This window comes from Microbacterium sp. SORGH_AS_0888, from assembly GCF_030818905.1.
Lineage (GTDB): Bacteria > Actinomycetota > Actinomycetes > Actinomycetales > Microbacteriaceae > Microbacterium.
Window position 1 is genome coordinate 783937 of record NZ_JAUTAZ010000001.1, and the last position, 14649, is coordinate 798585.

Genomic DNA, 14649 nt, shown 5'->3' on the forward strand with positions numbered 1-14649 from the left:
TAGGGCGGGTGGGACTTGAACCCACGATCGTCGGGTTATGAGCCCGCTGCCTTGACCAGCTTGGCCACCGCCCCCTGGGACTACGAGCCTACCGCTCGTGCCCTTCTTCGTGCGCCGCGCCGCCACGCGGGATGCCGACGTCCTGGCTGTCGCTGAGCACCTGCGGGTGATAGCGGGCGAGGGTGATGACGCCCCAGATGGCGACGGCACCCGCCACCGCGAACACGATCGAGCCCCACGTCGGCACGGCCATGCCTTCGCCGAGGACCAGGAGGCCGATGAGGACGGCGACCATCGGGTCCACGACCGTGAGGCCGGCGATCGCCAGATCGGGAGGGCCCGACGAGTAGGCGGTCTGCACGAAGTAGGCGCCCAGCGCGGTGCCGGCCACGAGAGCGATGAGGCAGAAGACCGTCAGCCAGTCGAACTGCGAGACCTGGATGCGCTTGATCACGATCTTGGCGAGCGTCGCCACGAAACCGTAGATCATGCCCGCCGCGAGGACGTAGAACAAGGCGCGCGCCCGATGCCGGCGCACGACGAGCCACAGGCCGACCAGCAGCAGGGCGATGACAGCGAGGACGATCAGCACCGTCACGATCTGCTGATTGGTCACCGCGGGCTCGGCGGCGAACAGGGCCGCGACCGTGACGAACAGGAAGATGCCGCCCACGCACGCGATGATCGCGCTGAGCGAGCGCTTCGTCGGCGTGTGGCCCGTGACGCGGGCGTTCAGAAGCGTCGTGATGACGAGCGAGATCGCACCGAGAGGCTGGACGACGATCAGCGGCGCGACGCTCAGCGCGCCCAGCTGGCACACGATGGCGAGCGCGAGCATGAGGGTCCCCACGACCCAGCTCGGACGAGTGAGCAGGCGCAGGAGCTGGGCGAGGGACAGGCCCCCGGCCGCATCCTTGCCGCTCAGCCGCTCGACCTTGGACACGCCACGATGCTGGTACTGCGCGCCGAAGGACATGAACACCGCGCCCGCCAGCGCCAGCGGTATCCCCATGAGAAGAGCGGGGTTCTGGAACACCCCGATCAGCTGGTCGCCGACGTCCCCGAGCGTCGCATGGGTCACATTCACCCCTCGACACTAACGGCCAGCCGGCTCGATAGGCTCGAGGCGTGGCCGTACTCCCGATTCGCATCATGGGCGACCCCGTCCTCCATTCCCCCGCCGCAGAGGTCGAGGAGGTCACGGACGAGATCCGTGAGCTCGTCGCCGACATGTTCGAGACGATGGATGCCGCACCCGGCGTCGGGCTCGCGGCACCGCAGGTCGGCGTGTCGCTGCGGATCTACACCTACACGTATCAGGACGACGAGGGTGCGCCCTGGCGCGGCGTCGTCATCAACCCGGTGCTGTGGATGAGTCCCCCCGTGCCGGGCGAGCCGGACCCCGACGAGGAGTCGGAGGGATGCCTCTCCTTCCCGGGCGAGCGATTCCCGCTGCGCCGAGCAGATCGTGTCCTCGTGACCGGCGTCGATCTCGACCTGCAGCCGGTCCTGATCGAGGTCGACGGCTGGCGCGCCCGCATCATGCAGCACGAGTTCGACCATCTCGACGGCATCCTCTACGTCGACAGGCTCGGCGACAACGACTGGAAGACGGCGCAGAAGATCGCGAAGAAGCGCGGGTGGAACCGCCCAGGGCATTCCTGGATGCCGGGCGTCGACGACCTGGAAGGCTGACCCCGCGGCCCTCCGCGGCCGTGACTCGCCGCAGGCGTGCCCGGTCGCCTGCTAGATGTTGCTGGCCATGAGGTTGTTGACAGAAGCGGCTTCTTTTCGGCGGCTTCAGCTGACGTAGCGCGCGTCTCGTCGTGGATGTCGACTACGTGGATGCCTGACGAGCGCGCTCTTTGGCGTCCCGGGGTGTTGAGTTGCGGATCGCGCTGTTTCGTGCCCGTAGAAGCCGCCATGCTTCCGCTCTCCAGAGCTGATGAGAGGCCAAATTTCTGCGGGAAAGTCAAAGTTGTCTTTGCCGGTTCCAGGCCGCATAGTTGACGCCCGACGAGGAGGGCGGCGCGGATGGAAACGGGTATCGGTACGGGCAAGGCGGGGCAGATCGACGAGGAGCAGAGGTCGCTGGATGCGATGTATTCGCGTCTGGACGCGGAGCTGGCTGGCAGCCTTTCTGCGCGCAAGCGAGTGATGGCCGCGGGGGTCGATGAGCTGGAGAGTTTCTCTGCCAGGGATCTCGAGGTTTCGCGCCTGACGGAGCGGATCGGTCAGCTGCGATCCGCGGACCAGACGCTGTGCTTCGGGCGCATCGACCCTGGGGTGGATGGCTCGTCGTTGCATATCGGGCGGATCGGGCTGCGCACGGAAGCAGGAGAGTTGCTGCTGGTGGATTGGCGCGCGGAGGCCGCACGGCCGTTCTACGCCGCGACGATGGCGTCGCCTTTGGGGGTGCATCGGCGCCGGCATGTGCGGGCGAGTGCGCGCACGGTCGTCGATGTCAGCGATGAGATTCTCGACGGGGCCGATCCATGCGAGGAGGACGTGGTCGGTGACGGGCCGCTCGTGGCCGCGCTGAGCAGTGCGCGTACAGGGCGGATGCGGCAGGCCGCCGCAACGCTGCAGGCGGAGCAGGACGAGATCGTCCGATCGCCGCATCGCGGGATCATGGTCGTCGACGGCGGCCCGGGAACGGGCAAGACGATCGTCGCCCTCCACCGTGCGGCGTACGTGCTCTACGCGTTCCCCGCGGTCGCCGAGCAGGGCGTGCTCGTGTTCGGGCCGAACCAGCGGTTCATCGACTACATCTCCGATGTGCTGCCCTCGCTCGGCGAGAACGACGTGCGCCTGGCGACGCTACGCGACCTGGTCCGCGTGGAGGCGCCCCGGTCCGAGCCCGACGACCTCGCGCGCATCAAGGGGCAAGCAGCTCTCGCGCACGGGCTCGCCCGCTGGGTGCACGCCCGGCAGCCCCACCACATGCCGCTCAACGTGCAGACCGCGCACGGGACGGTCACCCTCGACCCTGAGCTCGTAGATGCCGCCCGGCGAGGAGCCCTGCAGGGCAGCATTGGACACAACCCTGCCAGGGCGCTGTTCGCCGAGCGGGTTGTCGAGGAGTTGGTGAACGAACTGGAGCAGCAGACCGCGCGCGAGCTCGCGGACTTCGAGGCCGAGCTCAAGGAGTTCCACGGTGTCGACCTCGACCGCATGTTCGGCGGCAGCTCGGATCGAGTCGGCTCGGGAGAAGCCGCCGAAGCGCCGGATGGCCTGGAGATCGACTGGGACCGGATCCGTGAGGAGCTCCTCGATGATCCTGGCATCGACCGGATCATCTGGGGGTCTGGCCCAGGCTCCGCGCCGAGGACGCCGTCCGGGGGCTTCTCTCGGACCGCGCCGCCCTGGCTGACGCGCTTCCCGACCTGGCCGAGCGGCAGCTCACGGAGATTGTTGACTCGGCCCGCAGGGGCTGGACCCCGGCCGACCTCGCCCTGCTGGACGAGGCGCGGGCGCTGATCGACGGCCCTCCCGAGGCCATCTACGGACACATCGTCGTTGACGAGGCCCAGCAGCTCTCCGAGATGCAGTGGCGGATGCTGATGCGCCGCTGCCCTCAGCGCTCCATGACCATCGTGGGGGATCTTGCGCAGGCAGGCCCGACCACGACCATCCGCAGATGGAGTGAAGCCCTCGCCCCGTTCGCCAGCACCGGCATCGCCCGTCACACGCTGACGGTCAACTACCGCACCACCGCGGAGATCCTCGAGGAGACCCGGCCGCTCCTTGCCCGCATCGCTCCGGCGCAGCAGCTCTCCCGATCGATCCGGCACGGAGAGCAGCCGATCACCGTCGCAGCCTTCAAAGACGACATCTCAGCTGTGCTCGTCGGGCTCATCTCGTCCGCCCGCAGCGAGCACCCTGAAGAGCTTGTCGGAGTCATCGCCACCACGGCACGCGCCATTTCACTGGAGACTGAGCTCGACGGTGCCGGGGCCGCCATCGTCGCGGCGCCAGACGCACGGGGACTGGAGTTCGACACCGTCATCATCGTCGACCCCGATGGCATCCAAAGCGGGAGCGAAGCGGGCATCCAAGACCTTTACGTCGCACAGACTCGCGCCACAAAGCGGCTCGCCACCATCATGGTCGCAGAGGTTGGGAACCCTGGTGCATGATGAGCAAGTCGCGTGCCATGACACTCAGCGAACGCCCGCGAGACCGCCGCGCTGGCCCAAGCGCAACGCCAAGCCACAAGAACGCGCCGCTGACTCCGGAAGGCCGAAAACGCCTGGTCGAACGCTGCCGAGCCCGTCCGATCGCGCATGTGGCCGCGGAGATGGGCATCTCCCGGGCGACCGCCTCAAAGTGGGTGAACCGGCACAAGAAGTACGGCGAGATCGGGTTGCTTGACCGCTCGTCTGCGCCAGTCCGGCAGCCAACCGCGACGCCCGGCGAGACGGTCGCGCGGATCGAGTCGATGCGGCGCGAGCACAAGTGGCCGGCATCCCGCATCGCCTTCGAGCTGCACGCTGACGGCGGTGCGGTCAGCCGGCGCACGATCACCCGGTATCTCGCTGAGCTCGGGCTGAACCGCCGCCGGTTCATCGACCCGAATGGCGAGACCAATCGAGAGGTCAAGTCGATCACCGCGAAGCATCCCGGGCACATGGTCCATCTGGATGTGAGGAAAGTCGGGCGCATCCCCGACGGGGGCGGCTGGCGCGTGCACGGGAAGAACAGCCCCGAGGCTCGGGCCGCAGCCCGCGCGAAGACACGAGGCGCCCGAGCCGGGTACGCATACCTGCACTCCGCGATCGACGGGCACACGCGTCTCGCATACACCGAGTCGCTCGAGAACGAGCAGGGCCCCACCGCGGTCGCGTTCCTGGATCGTGCCCGACAGTGGTTTGCCAAGCACGGGATCGTGAAGATCGAGCGGATCATCACCGACAACGGTGCCTGCTACCGCTCCACCGCCTTCGCGGCCGCCCTGAATGGTGCCGAGCACCGGCGCACAAAGCCCTACACGCCCGAACACAACGGGAAAGTCGAGCGCTACAACCGCATCCTCGCCGAAGAGTTCGTCTACGCCAGGACCTGGACTTCAGAGCGTGAGCGCGAGGAGCACTGGAGACCTGGAACCTGCTCTACAACTACCATCGACCCCACGGCGCGCACGGCGGCAAGCCGCCCGTAGCCGCGACACCTCAACGCGTGAACAACGTCCTGGCCTCATACAGCTAGATCGCCGCGTCGGCGCGCCCCGGCGCGAAGATGATGATCGCCGCACCCAGGAGGGCGACCGCGGAGCCGACGTAGTCCCACACCGTCGGCTTGAAGCCGTCGACGATGATCCCCCACGCCAGCGAGCCGGCGACGAACACCCCGCCGTATGCGGCCAGCACGCGGCCGAAGCTCGCCTCCGGCTGGAACGCGGCGACGAACCCGTACGAGCCCAGCGCGATGACGCCCAGAACCGCGAACCACCACCCGCGGTCCTCGCGAACGGACTGCCAGATGAGCCACGCTCCGCCGATCTCCGCGATCGCGGCCACCACGAACAGGACGATGATGCGCGCCACGGTCATGGCCTCAGTGTGCCCGATGCCGCGCCGCCGTGCATCGGGCGCCCCGGCGCAACGGCTCGAACCCGTCCGGCGCAACGAGAACGGCCCGGCCTCCGAAGAGGCCGGGCCGGGTGTGCTCCCCCACTTGGACTCGAACCAAGAACCTGCCGGTTAACAGCCGGCTGCTCTGCCAATTGAGCTATGGAGGATCAGCTGCCCTTGCCAGGGCAACCAGATCATCCTAGCAAATGTCGAGGGCTCTCATTGCATCAGCCGGCGACCGCCGCATCGCCGAGGAAGCGACGGGCGAGATCCGCGCCGCGCCCGTAGGCGTGCACGTGACCGCCCTTGAGGATGAGCACGTCCGCGTCGTAGGCCTCCGGCACCTCGGCGTCGTTCGTGACGAGCAGGAGTGACGCCCCCTGGGCGCGCCGACGCGCCAGCGCATCGCCGACGAGCCCTCGTGCCTCGACATCCAGATTCGCCAGGATCTCGTCGCCCACGATCAATCGAGGGTCGAGCATCAGCGCACGCGCCACGGCGACGCGCTGCCGCATCCCCGCGCTGAGCTCATAGGGGAACTTCGCGGCAAGGCCCAGGGGCAGCCCGAGCTCATCGAGGAGGGAGGCGACCCGCAGCGCGACCGCGCGGCCGTTCGGACGTCGCACGCGGCCCGTGAACGGCTCACCGACGATCTCCGACACCGTGAGCCTCGGCGGCAGCTGTGCACCGTCGGACTGGCCGACGTAGCCCGCGTACACTCCCAGCCCGCGCTCGGCGCGACGCTTGCGCCGCACCGCGACGCCCTCCACGTGCGCATCGCCGCCGTCGACGTGGACGCCCTCCGGCGCGCGCCCGGCCAGCAGCGCCGCGAGCGTCGACTTCCCGGAGCCCGTCGATCCGCCGATCACGAGCGCCGCCCGGCGCGGCAGCCGGAACGTGACACCGTCGATCAGCCGTCGACCCGCGGCGTCCGCGATGGAGAGATCGTCGCAGACGATGCTGGGCGCAGCGGGATCCACGGTGGGCATGACGACATCCTGCCCTCCCGGGGGCTCCTCGCGCTACACGTCCGCGACGAGCTCCTGCCGGATCGCATCGAGCGCGGCGAGCCGCCGACGCACCTCACGCCCCTCCTCGGAGTCGACAGGCACGCGCTGGATCGCCCCCAGCAGCTCCCGCTTCTCGCGGTCGATGCCGCGCATCCGCAGCCGCCGCGTGAGCTCGGCCGTCGTCGCCACCGCGACCTCTTCGCTCGGCGCCGGGAAGGCCGCCGTCAGCAGCTCCGCCGCGAGCGACCGGTAGGGCTCACGGACGGACTGCACCGCCTCCACCGCCCACCCCGGGCGGGTGTGATCCGGCATCGCCGAGATCGCGGAGCGGATGGCCTCCAGCGCAGGATGGTGGAACGTCTCGTCCAGCGCGGCACGGAGCGCCGCCTGATCGATCCGATGACCGTACTGCAGGAAGCCCTGAGCCGCGTCTCGCTCCAGACTCACCTCGGGGGTCCGCGGCAGCGAAGCCATCGTGACGGCGACGACCGGCACGGATGCGGACGGCTGCGCCTGAGCGGGAACCTGCGGCGGTGCCGCCGCGCCCCGGCGCCCGTCCGTCGCTCCCCCCTCGCGGCGGGCGGCACGGGCGACCTCACGGCGCACCTCCGCGAGGTCCTCGCCGAGCCGCCGGGCGAGCAGATGCTCGTAGCGGTGTCGCAGTCCCTCGTCGCGGATGTCGGCCAGCAGCGGAGCCGTGAGCTGCAGACCCCGCAGTCTCCCCTCGACCGTGCCGAGATCGAGCCCCGCGAGCCGCTGGTCGATCATGAACTCGAACATCGGGGCCTTCGACTCGATCATGGCCGTGACCGCGCCGTCGCCGCGGGCGAGGCGCAGATCGCAGGGATCGAGTCCCTCCGGCCCCACCGCGACGAAGCTCGTGGCGTTGAGGCTCCACGCCTCCGTGAACGCGCGGACCGCAGCCTTCTGGCCCGCCGCGTCGGGATCGAAGGTGAAGACGATCTCGGCGCCGGTGTTCTCGCCGAGCACCCGGCGCAGCACGTTGACGTGCTCGGCGCCGAACGCCGTCCCACAGGTCGCCACGGCCGTCGTCACGCCCGCCAGATGACAGGCCATGACGTCCGTGTACCCCTCGACCACCACGACACGCGGCGGGTCGCCGCGCCCGATGTCGCGTTTGGCCAGGTCGAGCCCGTACAGCACCTGCGCCTTCTTGTAGATCACGGTCTCGGGGGTGTTGAGGTACTTCGGCCCCTGGTCGTCGTCGTAGAGGCGTCGCGCGCCGAAGCCGATGACCTGCCCGGTCACGTCGCGGATCGGCCAGATGACCCGGCCGCGGAACCGGTCGTAGACGCCGCGCTGGCCCTGCGACACCAGGCCCGCCGAGGTCAGCTCGTCGCGCGTGAAGCCCTTCGCGGTCAGCGCGTCGAGCAGCCCGGACCACCCCTTCGGGGCATAGCCGACGCCGAAGTGCGCGGCCGCGCCCGCATCGAAGCCGCGCTCCCCGAGGAAACGCCGCGCGCTCTCCGCCTCCGGTCCCATGAGCTGGCCCCGGAAGAACTCCGCGGCCGCCGAGTTCGCCTCGTAGAGGCGGGCGCGCCCCGAGGTCTCCCGCGCGACGCCGCCCTCCTCCAGGTGCAGGGTGTAGCCGATGCGACCCGCGAGACGCTCGACCGCCTCCGTGAAGGACAGGTGGTCGATGCGCTGCAGGAATGTGTAGACGTCTCCGGACTCCCCGCATCCGAAGCAGTGGTAGAACCCGTCCTGGGTACGCACGTGGAAGCTCGGGCTGCGCTCGTCGTGGAACGGACAGAGGCCCTTGAGCGAGCCGACGCCGGCGGGCTTGAGCGACACGCGCTCGCCGATGATGTCGGCGATGTTGGTGCGCGCCTTCACCTCCTCGACGTCTGCCTGGGAGATGCGGCCGGCCATCAGAGCCCCTCGAGCGGCTCGGGCAGCGCGTAGGCGGAGGATTGGATGCGGCGGGTCCCCGGCACCCAGATGCCGAGCGTCGCGAGATCGACCTCGCCGACCAGCCGGGCATGCCACGCGATCGCGAAACGATCCGTGAGGCTCGCGACCTGGTCCACCACGACCCGCCGACGGGCGGCATCCGTCTCGGCGCGGGCGAAGTCCTCGGCATGGATCCGATCGAGGTGCTCCGGCGCCTCCCAGAGCGCCGTGGCGAGCTGCTTGAGCAGACGCCGCTGCTCCTTGTACAGCGATTTGCGTCCCTCGATCGACACCACGAACGCCCCGTTCGTGCCCTTGAGCACCGCCATCTCGGCCTCGATCACGCGCGGGATCACCATGTGAGCCCGGTAACGGGTGAGCGAGGGGGCCTCATAGGCTTCCCGTGTTGCGGAGGTCGCAGCACGCGCGAAGCGGCCGATGAGGTCGCTCGTGAGGTTCTTCAGACGCCCGAGCGCGGCCCTGCCGCCGTCGAAGGACTCGATCCACTCCGGCATGCGGGTGAGTCGGAACAGGGCGTCCGCGAGCTCGTCGCGCGTGAAGTCGTAGCCCACCCATCCCTGGATCGCGGTGAGGATCGCGGAGTGCTCGCGAGGATCGGTCAGCCGCCGTGGGTCGAGATAGCCGTTGAGGATGGCGTCCTCGAAGTCATGGACCGAGTAGGCGATGTCGTCGGCGAGGTCCATGACCTCGGCCTCGATGCACCGCACCCGTCCCGGCGCACCCTCCCGCATCCAGCGGAAGACGTCGGCGTCCTCGTCGTACACGCCGTACTTGAGCCGGCCGCCCGGGTCGGGCACGGGGCTGTCGCTCGTCCACGGATACTTGCACGTCGCATCGAGGCTCGCCCGGGTCAGGTTGAGCCCGTGCGGACGGCCGTCGTCTCCCATCACCTTCGGCTCGAGGCGGGTGAGGATGCGGAGGGTCTGGGCGTTCCCCTCGAATCCGCCGATGTCGGCGGCCCAGTCGTTGAGCGCGCGTTCACCGTTGTGCCCGAAGGGCGGGTGCCCGATGTCGTGGCTGAGGCAGGCCGTGTCGACGACATCCGGGGCCAGCTGGAGCCACGTGGCGAGCTCGCGACCGACCTGCGCGACCTCGAGCGAGTGCGTGAGACGGTTGCGCGCGAAGTCGGCGGGGCTCGCGGGACTCAGCACCTGCGTCTTCGCCGCCAGCCGTCGCAGCGCCGCAGAGTGCAGCACACGCGCGCGGTCGCGGGCGAAGCCGTCTCGCTGCGAACGATGCTGCTCGGTGAGGAAGCGCTCCCGGGCGTGGTCGTCGTACCCATCCGGCGGCGTGTCGACGACGCCGATGCCGCCGTCAGCCGCCACTGGTGTCGAGCTCCGCATCGGCGAGGACACACGAGGAGTCGAGGTCCATGTCGCGGTTGTCGAGCCACCCGTCCGGCAGCGCAGGGCGCTTCGGCGTTCCGGCACGCCCGCGCTGCCCCTCGGCCGCGGCGCCCGGATACGGCGCATCGAGGTCGAGGGTGGCGATGAGATCGTCGATCTCGGCGAGGCTGCCGACCGTGGCCAGTGCGGCGCGCGTGTCGCCGCCGACGGGGTAGCCCTTGAAGTACCACGCGACGTGCTTCCGGATGTCGCGGCAGCCACGGTCCTCGTCCTCGAAGAACTCGACCAGCAGCTCGGCATGGCGGCGGAACGCGGCGGCGACGAACCCGAGCGTGGCGTCGACGGGCGCCGCCGCGGATCCGGCGGGGCCGAGAGCGCGGGCGAGATCGCCGAAGAGCCAGGGGCGGCCGAGGCATCCGCGACCGACGACGACGCCGTCGCAACCGGTCTCGGCCATCATCCGCACGGCGTCGTCGGCGCTCCAGATGTCGCCGTTGCCGAGGACGGGGATGTCGGTGATCGCCTCCTTAAGGGCGGCGATGGCCGACCAGTCGGCGTGGCCGGAGTAGAACTGTGCCGCCGTGCGGGCGTGCAGCGCCACGGCGGCGGCTCCCGCATCCCGCGCGCGTCTCCCGGCGTCCAGGAACGTCAGGTGATCGTCGTCGATGCCCTTGCGCATCTTGACCGTGACAGGGATCTCGCCCGCGCCCGCGACGGCGGCACGCACGATGGACTCGAAGAGATCGCTCTTCCAGGGAAGCGCGGAGCCCCCGCCCTTGCGGGTCACCTTGGGCACCGGACAGCCGAAGTTCAGGTCGATGTGGTCGGCGCGGTCCTCCTCGGCGAGGAGCCGGGCGGCGCGGCCGACCGTGACCGGATCAACGCCGTACAGCTGGATCGAGCGCACGGTCTCCGACTCGTGGTGGCGGATGAGGCGCATCGTGGTCGCGTTGCGCTCGACGAGCGCCCGCGAGGTGATCATCTCGCTCACGTAGAGGCCCACGCCGTGTTCACGGCACAGGCGCCGGAACGCGGTGTTCGTGATGCCCGCCATCGGCGCGAGCACGACGGGGACGTCGAGCTGCAGGGGCCCGATGCGGAGGGCCCGCTCGGGAGCGAGAGTGACAGTCACCCCCCTATTCTCCCAGACGACGGACCTGGGGACGCCTGCGCGGGCGTAGCCTGTGGGCATGACCACGGATTCCACAGTCGATGTGCATGACATTCCGTTCCTCACCGCTGACGGCAGCACCGCGACGTTGGCCGACTATGCCGGCAAGGTCCTGCTCATCGTCAACGTCGCATCGAAGTGCGGCCTGACGCCGCAGTACGAGCAGCTAGAGCAGCTGCAGCGCGCCTACGGCGACCGCGGCTTCCAGGTGCTCGGCTTCCCGTGCAACCAGTTCATGGGCCAGGAGCCGGGATCCATGGAAGAGATCCTCGAGTACTGCGCCACGACCTGGGGCGTCTCCTTCCCCGTCATGGACAAGGTCAAGGTCAACGGCTCACACGCGGCCCCCCTCTACAAGGCGCTGAAGAAGGCGAAGAACGTCGAGGGCGCCAAGGGGCCGATCATGTGGAACTTCGAGAAGTTCGTGCTGACGCCCTCGGGCGAGGTGCACCGGTTCCGTCCCCAGACCAAGCCGGACGCCCCCGAGATCGTCGCCGCGATCGAGGCCTCTCTCCCCCACTGACCGCGAGACCAGTCTCCGGCGCCGAGACCGGCGGGTTACCCGCCGGTCTCGGCGCGCCGGACTGGTCTCGGCGAAGAGTCGGGGAGGGATCGGGCGTCAGGCGGGGGTGCGCTCGCCCCAGAGCTGGCGCACGATCTGCGTGAACGCCGCAGCGGGCTGCGCACCGCTCACGCCGTACTGCCCGTCGATCACGAAGAACGGCACGCCCTGGATGCCGTAAGCCGCCGCCTGCTTCTGATCGGCTCGCACGTACGGCAGGAAACGGTCCGTCTCGAGCGCCTCGCGCGCCGCCGCGGCGTCGAGGCCGACCTCGGCGGCGAGAGCCACGAGCTCATCGATCTTGCCGACATGGCGCCCCTCGGTGAAGTGCGCAGCGAGCAGCCGCTCCTTCATCTCGGCCTGCAGCCCCTGCGTCGCGGCGTAGTGGATGAGCTCGTGCGCCTTGACGGTGTTCGCCGGCAGGACACGGTCGAAGTCGTACGCCAGGCCCGCCTGTGCCGCGACCTCGGTCACGTGGTCGAACATCTGCCGCACCTGCTCCTCAGGCATCCCCTTGCGCGCGACCAGCAGCTCGAGCTCGGTGCCCTCGACGTCCGCGGGCATGTCGGGCGACAGCTCGTAGGAGTGATACACCACCTCGACCTCGGGGGCGTCGGGTCCCTCGGCTGCCGCGGCGAGCCCGGCCTCGAGGTTGCGCTTTCCGATGTAGCACCAGGGGCACGCCACATCGCTCCATACATCGATCCGGATCGGGTCAGCCATGACGGAGACAACCCTCTCGGCCGTGCCCCTATTCCCCGTCCGGCTCCGGCGCATCGACCGCCCCGCCGAACCGGCGCTCCCGCTGCTGGAACGAACCGATCGCGTGCCACAGGTCGCGCCGCGAGAAGTCCGGCCAGAGCGTGTCGAGGAAGACGTACTCGGCGTACGCGGATTCCCACAGCAGGAAGTTGGATGTCCGCTGCTCGCCGCTGGATCGCACGAACAGATCGACGTCCGGCATGTCGGGCTGGTAGAGCCGCCGCTGGACGAGCTTCTCGTTGACGGCGGAAGGCCTCAGCCGCCCGGCGGCGACGTCGTCGGCGATCGACCGCATCGCGTCGACGAGCTCGACCCGGCCGCCGTAGTTCACGCACATCGTCAACGTCAGGACGTCGTTGTCGCGCGTGAGCTGCTCGGCGAACTGCAGCTCCTTGATGACGGATCCCCACAGCCGCGGCTTCCGACCGGCCCACCGCACCCGCACGCCCCACTCGTTGAGCTGATCGCGGCGGCGATGCAGCACATCGCGGTTGAAGCCCATGAGGAACCGCACCTCGTCGGGCGAGCGATTCCAGTTCTCGGTCGAGAAGGCGTAGACGCTCAGGTGGCGCACACCGGCCTGGATCGCCCCGGCCACGACATCGAGCAGCGCGGCCTCGCCCGCCTTGTGCCCCTCGACGCGTGTGAGACCACGACGATTGGCCCACCTGCCGTTGCCGTCCATGACGATCGCGACGTGCCGGGGCACGCGGCCGAACGCAGGCGGGTACTCCCCCGTCCAGTCGACCGGACGGAACGGCACCGCATCGCGGTGCGTGTAGGGCTTCGGGGTCACCGGGCATGCTCCAACTGCGAGAACGAACGGATGCCGCGCTCCAGGTGCCACTGGGCGTAGGCGGCGATGAGACCGGATGCGGCCGCCGCCGACCTGGGCGCCGACGAGTCCACGGTCTCCCAGTCGCCCGACAGCAGGGCGCGCAGCAGGGACGCGGTCCCCGGCTCGATCCGTGCCGACCCGGCGGGGGCGCAGGCGTCGCACACCATGCCGCCCGCCTGGGCGAGGAACCAGCCGTGCGCGCCCTCGGTGCCGCAGCGGGCACAGGCGTCCAGGCCGGGCGCCCATCCCGACAACGCCATCGCGCGCAGCAGATAGGAGTCCAGGATGCTGCGCGAGCCGTGCGCGCCCGCGGCGAGCGAACGCAGGCCGCCGAGCAGGAGCAGATACTGCTGCGGTGTGGCCTCGGCATCCCCCAGCCGGTCGGCCGTCTCGACCATGGCGCTGGCGGCGGTGTACCGGTCGTAGTCGGCGGCGATGTCGGCGCCGTACGTGCCGAGCGTCACGGCCTGCTGCACGATGTCGAGATTGCGGCCCACGAAGAACTGGGCTTCGGCGACCATGAACGGCTCGAGCCGGGCACCGATGCGCGAGGTCGTTCGCCGCACCCCCTTGGCGACGGCGCGGACCTTGCCGTGATGACGGCTCAGCATCGTCACGATGCGGTCGGCTTCACCCAGCTTGTGGGTGCGCAGGACCACGACCTCGTCGCGATAGGTGGGCACCCCTCGATCCTCCCACCCGTGGCGGACAATGGATGCGTGACCGAGCCGCTGTTCTCGATACCGCTGTGGGCCGACCTGACCGCCGTCGGGCTCGGCGGCGTCCAGGGCGCGCTCTTCGCGTCGGGGTTCCGGGGACAACGGCGCCTGGATCTGCTCGGGGTCACGATCATCGGCATCATCATCGGCATGGGCGGCGGCCTCATCCGCGATCTGCTGCTCGGGGTCGCTCCGGCGACCCTTCAGACCAACGGGTACCTTCTCACCGCGATCGCCGCCTCACTGGTCGGGATGCTGCTCGCGAACGTGTTCCAGCGCCTCAACCGCGTGATCGTGATCCTCGACGCCCTCGTCATCGGGCTGTTCGGCGCGTTCGGGACCAGCAAGGCGCTCGCGCTCGGGCTGCCGCTCGTTCCCGCCGTGTTCGTTGGCGCATGCTCGGCGGTGGGCGGCAGCGTCCTTCGCGACATCATGATGGGGCTGCCGGTGGCGATCATGCACGTGGGATCGCTCTACGCGGTCGCTGCCGGTGCGGGATGTCTCGTGCTCGGTGTGCTGCACGTGTTCGGGGTCGAGATCGTGGTCGCGGCGATCGTCGGGATCACGGTGACGACCGTCATCCGCATCCTCGCCGTCGTGTTCGACGTGTCGCTCCCGGAGCAGCGGATGCTGCACCGGCGCAAAGTCGCCGTCGAGACGGCGGCGATCCCGATCGTCCCCCCGCCCGCCGACTGACCGCGAGACCAGTCCGCCGCGCCGAGACCGGCGGGTT

At 69.7% G+C, this 14649-nt stretch carries 14 protein-coding genes, 2 tRNA genes and 1 pseudogene; 6 read left to right on the plus strand and 11 right to left on the minus strand.

Annotated features, from left to right (window positions below; translation table 11 throughout):
• Nucleotides 1-74 (minus strand) — tRNA-Ile (locus tag QE381_RS03815).
• 14 nt (nt 75-88) lie between these two features.
• Nucleotides 89-1081 carry a DMT family transporter gene (locus QE381_RS03820; RefSeq protein WP_373426978.1) on the minus strand — a complete coding sequence of 331 codons (993 nt, stop codon included), beginning with the start codon at nt 1079-1081 and terminating at the stop codon, nt 89-91.
• A 47-nt stretch (nt 1082-1128) separates the two neighbouring features.
• On the opposite strand from QE381_RS03820, the gene def reads away from it, so the two are divergent.
• From def to QE381_RS03840, 4 genes and pseudogenes are all read left to right on the plus strand, one after another.
• Entirely contained in the window at nt 1129-1695 is a 567-nt protein-coding gene (gene def, locus QE381_RS03825; protein WP_307215649.1) for a peptide deformylase, read from the plus strand.
• 339 nt (nt 1696-2034) lie between these two features.
• Nucleotides 2035-3480 carry a hypothetical protein gene (locus QE381_RS03830; protein WP_307215650.1) on the plus strand — a complete coding sequence of 482 codons (1446 nt, stop codon included), beginning with the start codon at nt 2035-2037 and terminating at the stop codon, nt 3478-3480.
• A 107-nt stretch (nt 3481-3587) separates the two neighbouring features.
• The gene (locus QE381_RS03835; RefSeq protein WP_307215651.1) at nt 3588-4139 is read left to right on the plus strand and encodes a hypothetical protein; all 552 of its coding nucleotides are present in this window, start codon (nt 3588-3590) and stop codon (nt 4137-4139) included.
• Between the two features lie 17 nt (nt 4140-4156).
• Nucleotides 4157-5208, plus strand: a pseudogene (locus QE381_RS03840) (IS481 family transposase).
• On the opposite strand, the gene QE381_RS03845 reads toward QE381_RS03840, so the two are convergent.
• From QE381_RS03845 to dusB, 6 genes are all read right to left on the minus strand, one after another.
• Nucleotides 5205-5552 (minus strand): YnfA family protein, encoded by a 348-nt coding sequence (locus QE381_RS03845; protein WP_307215653.1) that lies wholly within the window; start codon nt 5550-5552, stop codon nt 5205-5207. The pseudogene QE381_RS03840 and the gene QE381_RS03845 sit on opposite strands and share 4 nt — an antisense overlap.
• 115 nt (nt 5553-5667) lie before the next feature.
• Nucleotides 5668-5740: transfer RNA gene (locus QE381_RS03850), tRNA-Asn, on the minus strand.
• Between the two features lie 60 nt (nt 5741-5800).
• Nucleotides 5801-6562, minus strand: a complete 762-nt coding sequence (locus QE381_RS03855) for an ATP-binding cassette domain-containing protein (protein WP_307215655.1) — start codon at nt 6560-6562, stop codon at nt 5801-5803.
• A gap of 33 nt (nt 6563-6595) precedes the next feature.
• Nucleotides 6596-8476 carry a DNA primase gene (gene dnaG, locus QE381_RS03860; protein WP_307215656.1) on the minus strand — a complete coding sequence of 627 codons (1881 nt, stop codon included), beginning with the start codon at nt 8474-8476 and terminating at the stop codon, nt 6596-6598.
• Nucleotides 8476-9861 (minus strand): deoxyguanosinetriphosphate triphosphohydrolase, encoded by a 1386-nt coding sequence (locus tag QE381_RS03865; protein ID WP_373426979.1) that lies wholly within the window; start codon nt 9859-9861, stop codon nt 8476-8478. Before QE381_RS03865 ends, dnaG begins: the two co-directional genes overlap by 1 nt.
• Nucleotides 9833-10996: a tRNA dihydrouridine synthase DusB gene (dusB, locus tag QE381_RS03870; RefSeq protein ID WP_307215660.1), complete on the minus strand. Its 1164-nt coding sequence runs from the start codon at nt 10994-10996 to the stop codon at nt 9833-9835. The genes QE381_RS03865 and dusB overlap by 29 nt, the downstream gene beginning before the upstream one ends.
• 58 nt (nt 10997-11054) lie before the next feature.
• Between dusB and QE381_RS03875 the strand changes: the two genes are divergently transcribed.
• The gene (locus tag QE381_RS03875; RefSeq protein WP_307215662.1) at nt 11055-11558 is read left to right on the plus strand and encodes a glutathione peroxidase; all 504 of its coding nucleotides are present in this window, start codon (nt 11055-11057) and stop codon (nt 11556-11558) included.
• 96 nt (nt 11559-11654) lie between these two features.
• Here the strand turns inward: QE381_RS03875 and QE381_RS03880 are convergent, their stop codons facing one another.
• Genes QE381_RS03880 through recO form a run of 3 tightly spaced genes read right to left on the minus strand, consistent with a single transcriptional unit; the run spans nt 11655 to nt 13880 of the window.
• A complete protein-coding gene (locus QE381_RS03880; RefSeq protein WP_307215664.1) occupies nt 11655-12320 on the minus strand; it encodes a DsbA family protein in 666 nt (221 codons plus the stop codon).
• A 28-nt stretch (nt 12321-12348) separates the two neighbouring features.
• The gene (locus tag QE381_RS03885; RefSeq protein WP_307215665.1) at nt 12349-13155 is read right to left on the minus strand and encodes an isoprenyl transferase; all 807 of its coding nucleotides are present in this window, start codon (nt 13153-13155) and stop codon (nt 12349-12351) included.
• Complete coding sequence (gene recO / locus QE381_RS03890; RefSeq protein ID WP_307215666.1) at nt 13152-13880, minus strand: DNA repair protein RecO; 729 nt, start codon at nt 13878-13880, stop codon at nt 13152-13154. The genes QE381_RS03885 and recO overlap by 4 nt, the downstream gene beginning before the upstream one ends.
• A gap of 36 nt (nt 13881-13916) precedes the next feature.
• On the opposite strand from recO, the gene QE381_RS03895 reads away from it, so the two are divergent.
• On the plus strand, nt 13917-14612 hold the full coding sequence (locus QE381_RS03895; RefSeq protein ID WP_307215667.1) for a trimeric intracellular cation channel family protein: 696 nt from the start codon (nt 13917-13919) through the stop codon (nt 14610-14612).
• Nucleotides 14613-14649: the final 37 nt, after the last annotated feature.

Coding starts and splice junctions, on each gene's coding strand:
- QE381_RS03875 (WP_307215662.1), top strand. CDS start 11,055: ATGACCACGGATTCCACAGTCGATGTGCATGACATTCCGTTCCTCACC.
- QE381_RS03880 (WP_307215664.1), bottom strand. CDS start 12,320: ATGGCTGACCCGATCCGGATCGATGTATGGAGCGATGTGGCGTGCCCC.
- QE381_RS03830 (WP_307215650.1), top strand. CDS start 2,035: ATGGAAACGGGTATCGGTACGGGCAAGGCGGGGCAGATCGACGAGGAG.
- dnaG (WP_307215656.1), bottom strand. CDS start 8,476: ATGGCCGGCCGCATCTCCCAGGCAGACGTCGAGGAGGTGAAGGCGCGC.
- QE381_RS03835 (WP_307215651.1), top strand. CDS start 3,588: ATGACCATCGTGGGGGATCTTGCGCAGGCAGGCCCGACCACGACCATC.
- QE381_RS03855 (WP_307215655.1), bottom strand. CDS start 6,562: ATGCCCACCGTGGATCCCGCTGCGCCCAGCATCGTCTGCGACGATCTC.
- QE381_RS03865 (WP_373426979.1), bottom strand. CDS start 9,861: ATGCGGAGCTCGACACCAGTGGCGGCTGACGGCGGCATCGGCGTCGTC.
- QE381_RS03845 (WP_307215653.1), bottom strand. CDS start 5,552: ATGACCGTGGCGCGCATCATCGTCCTGTTCGTGGTGGCCGCGATCGCG.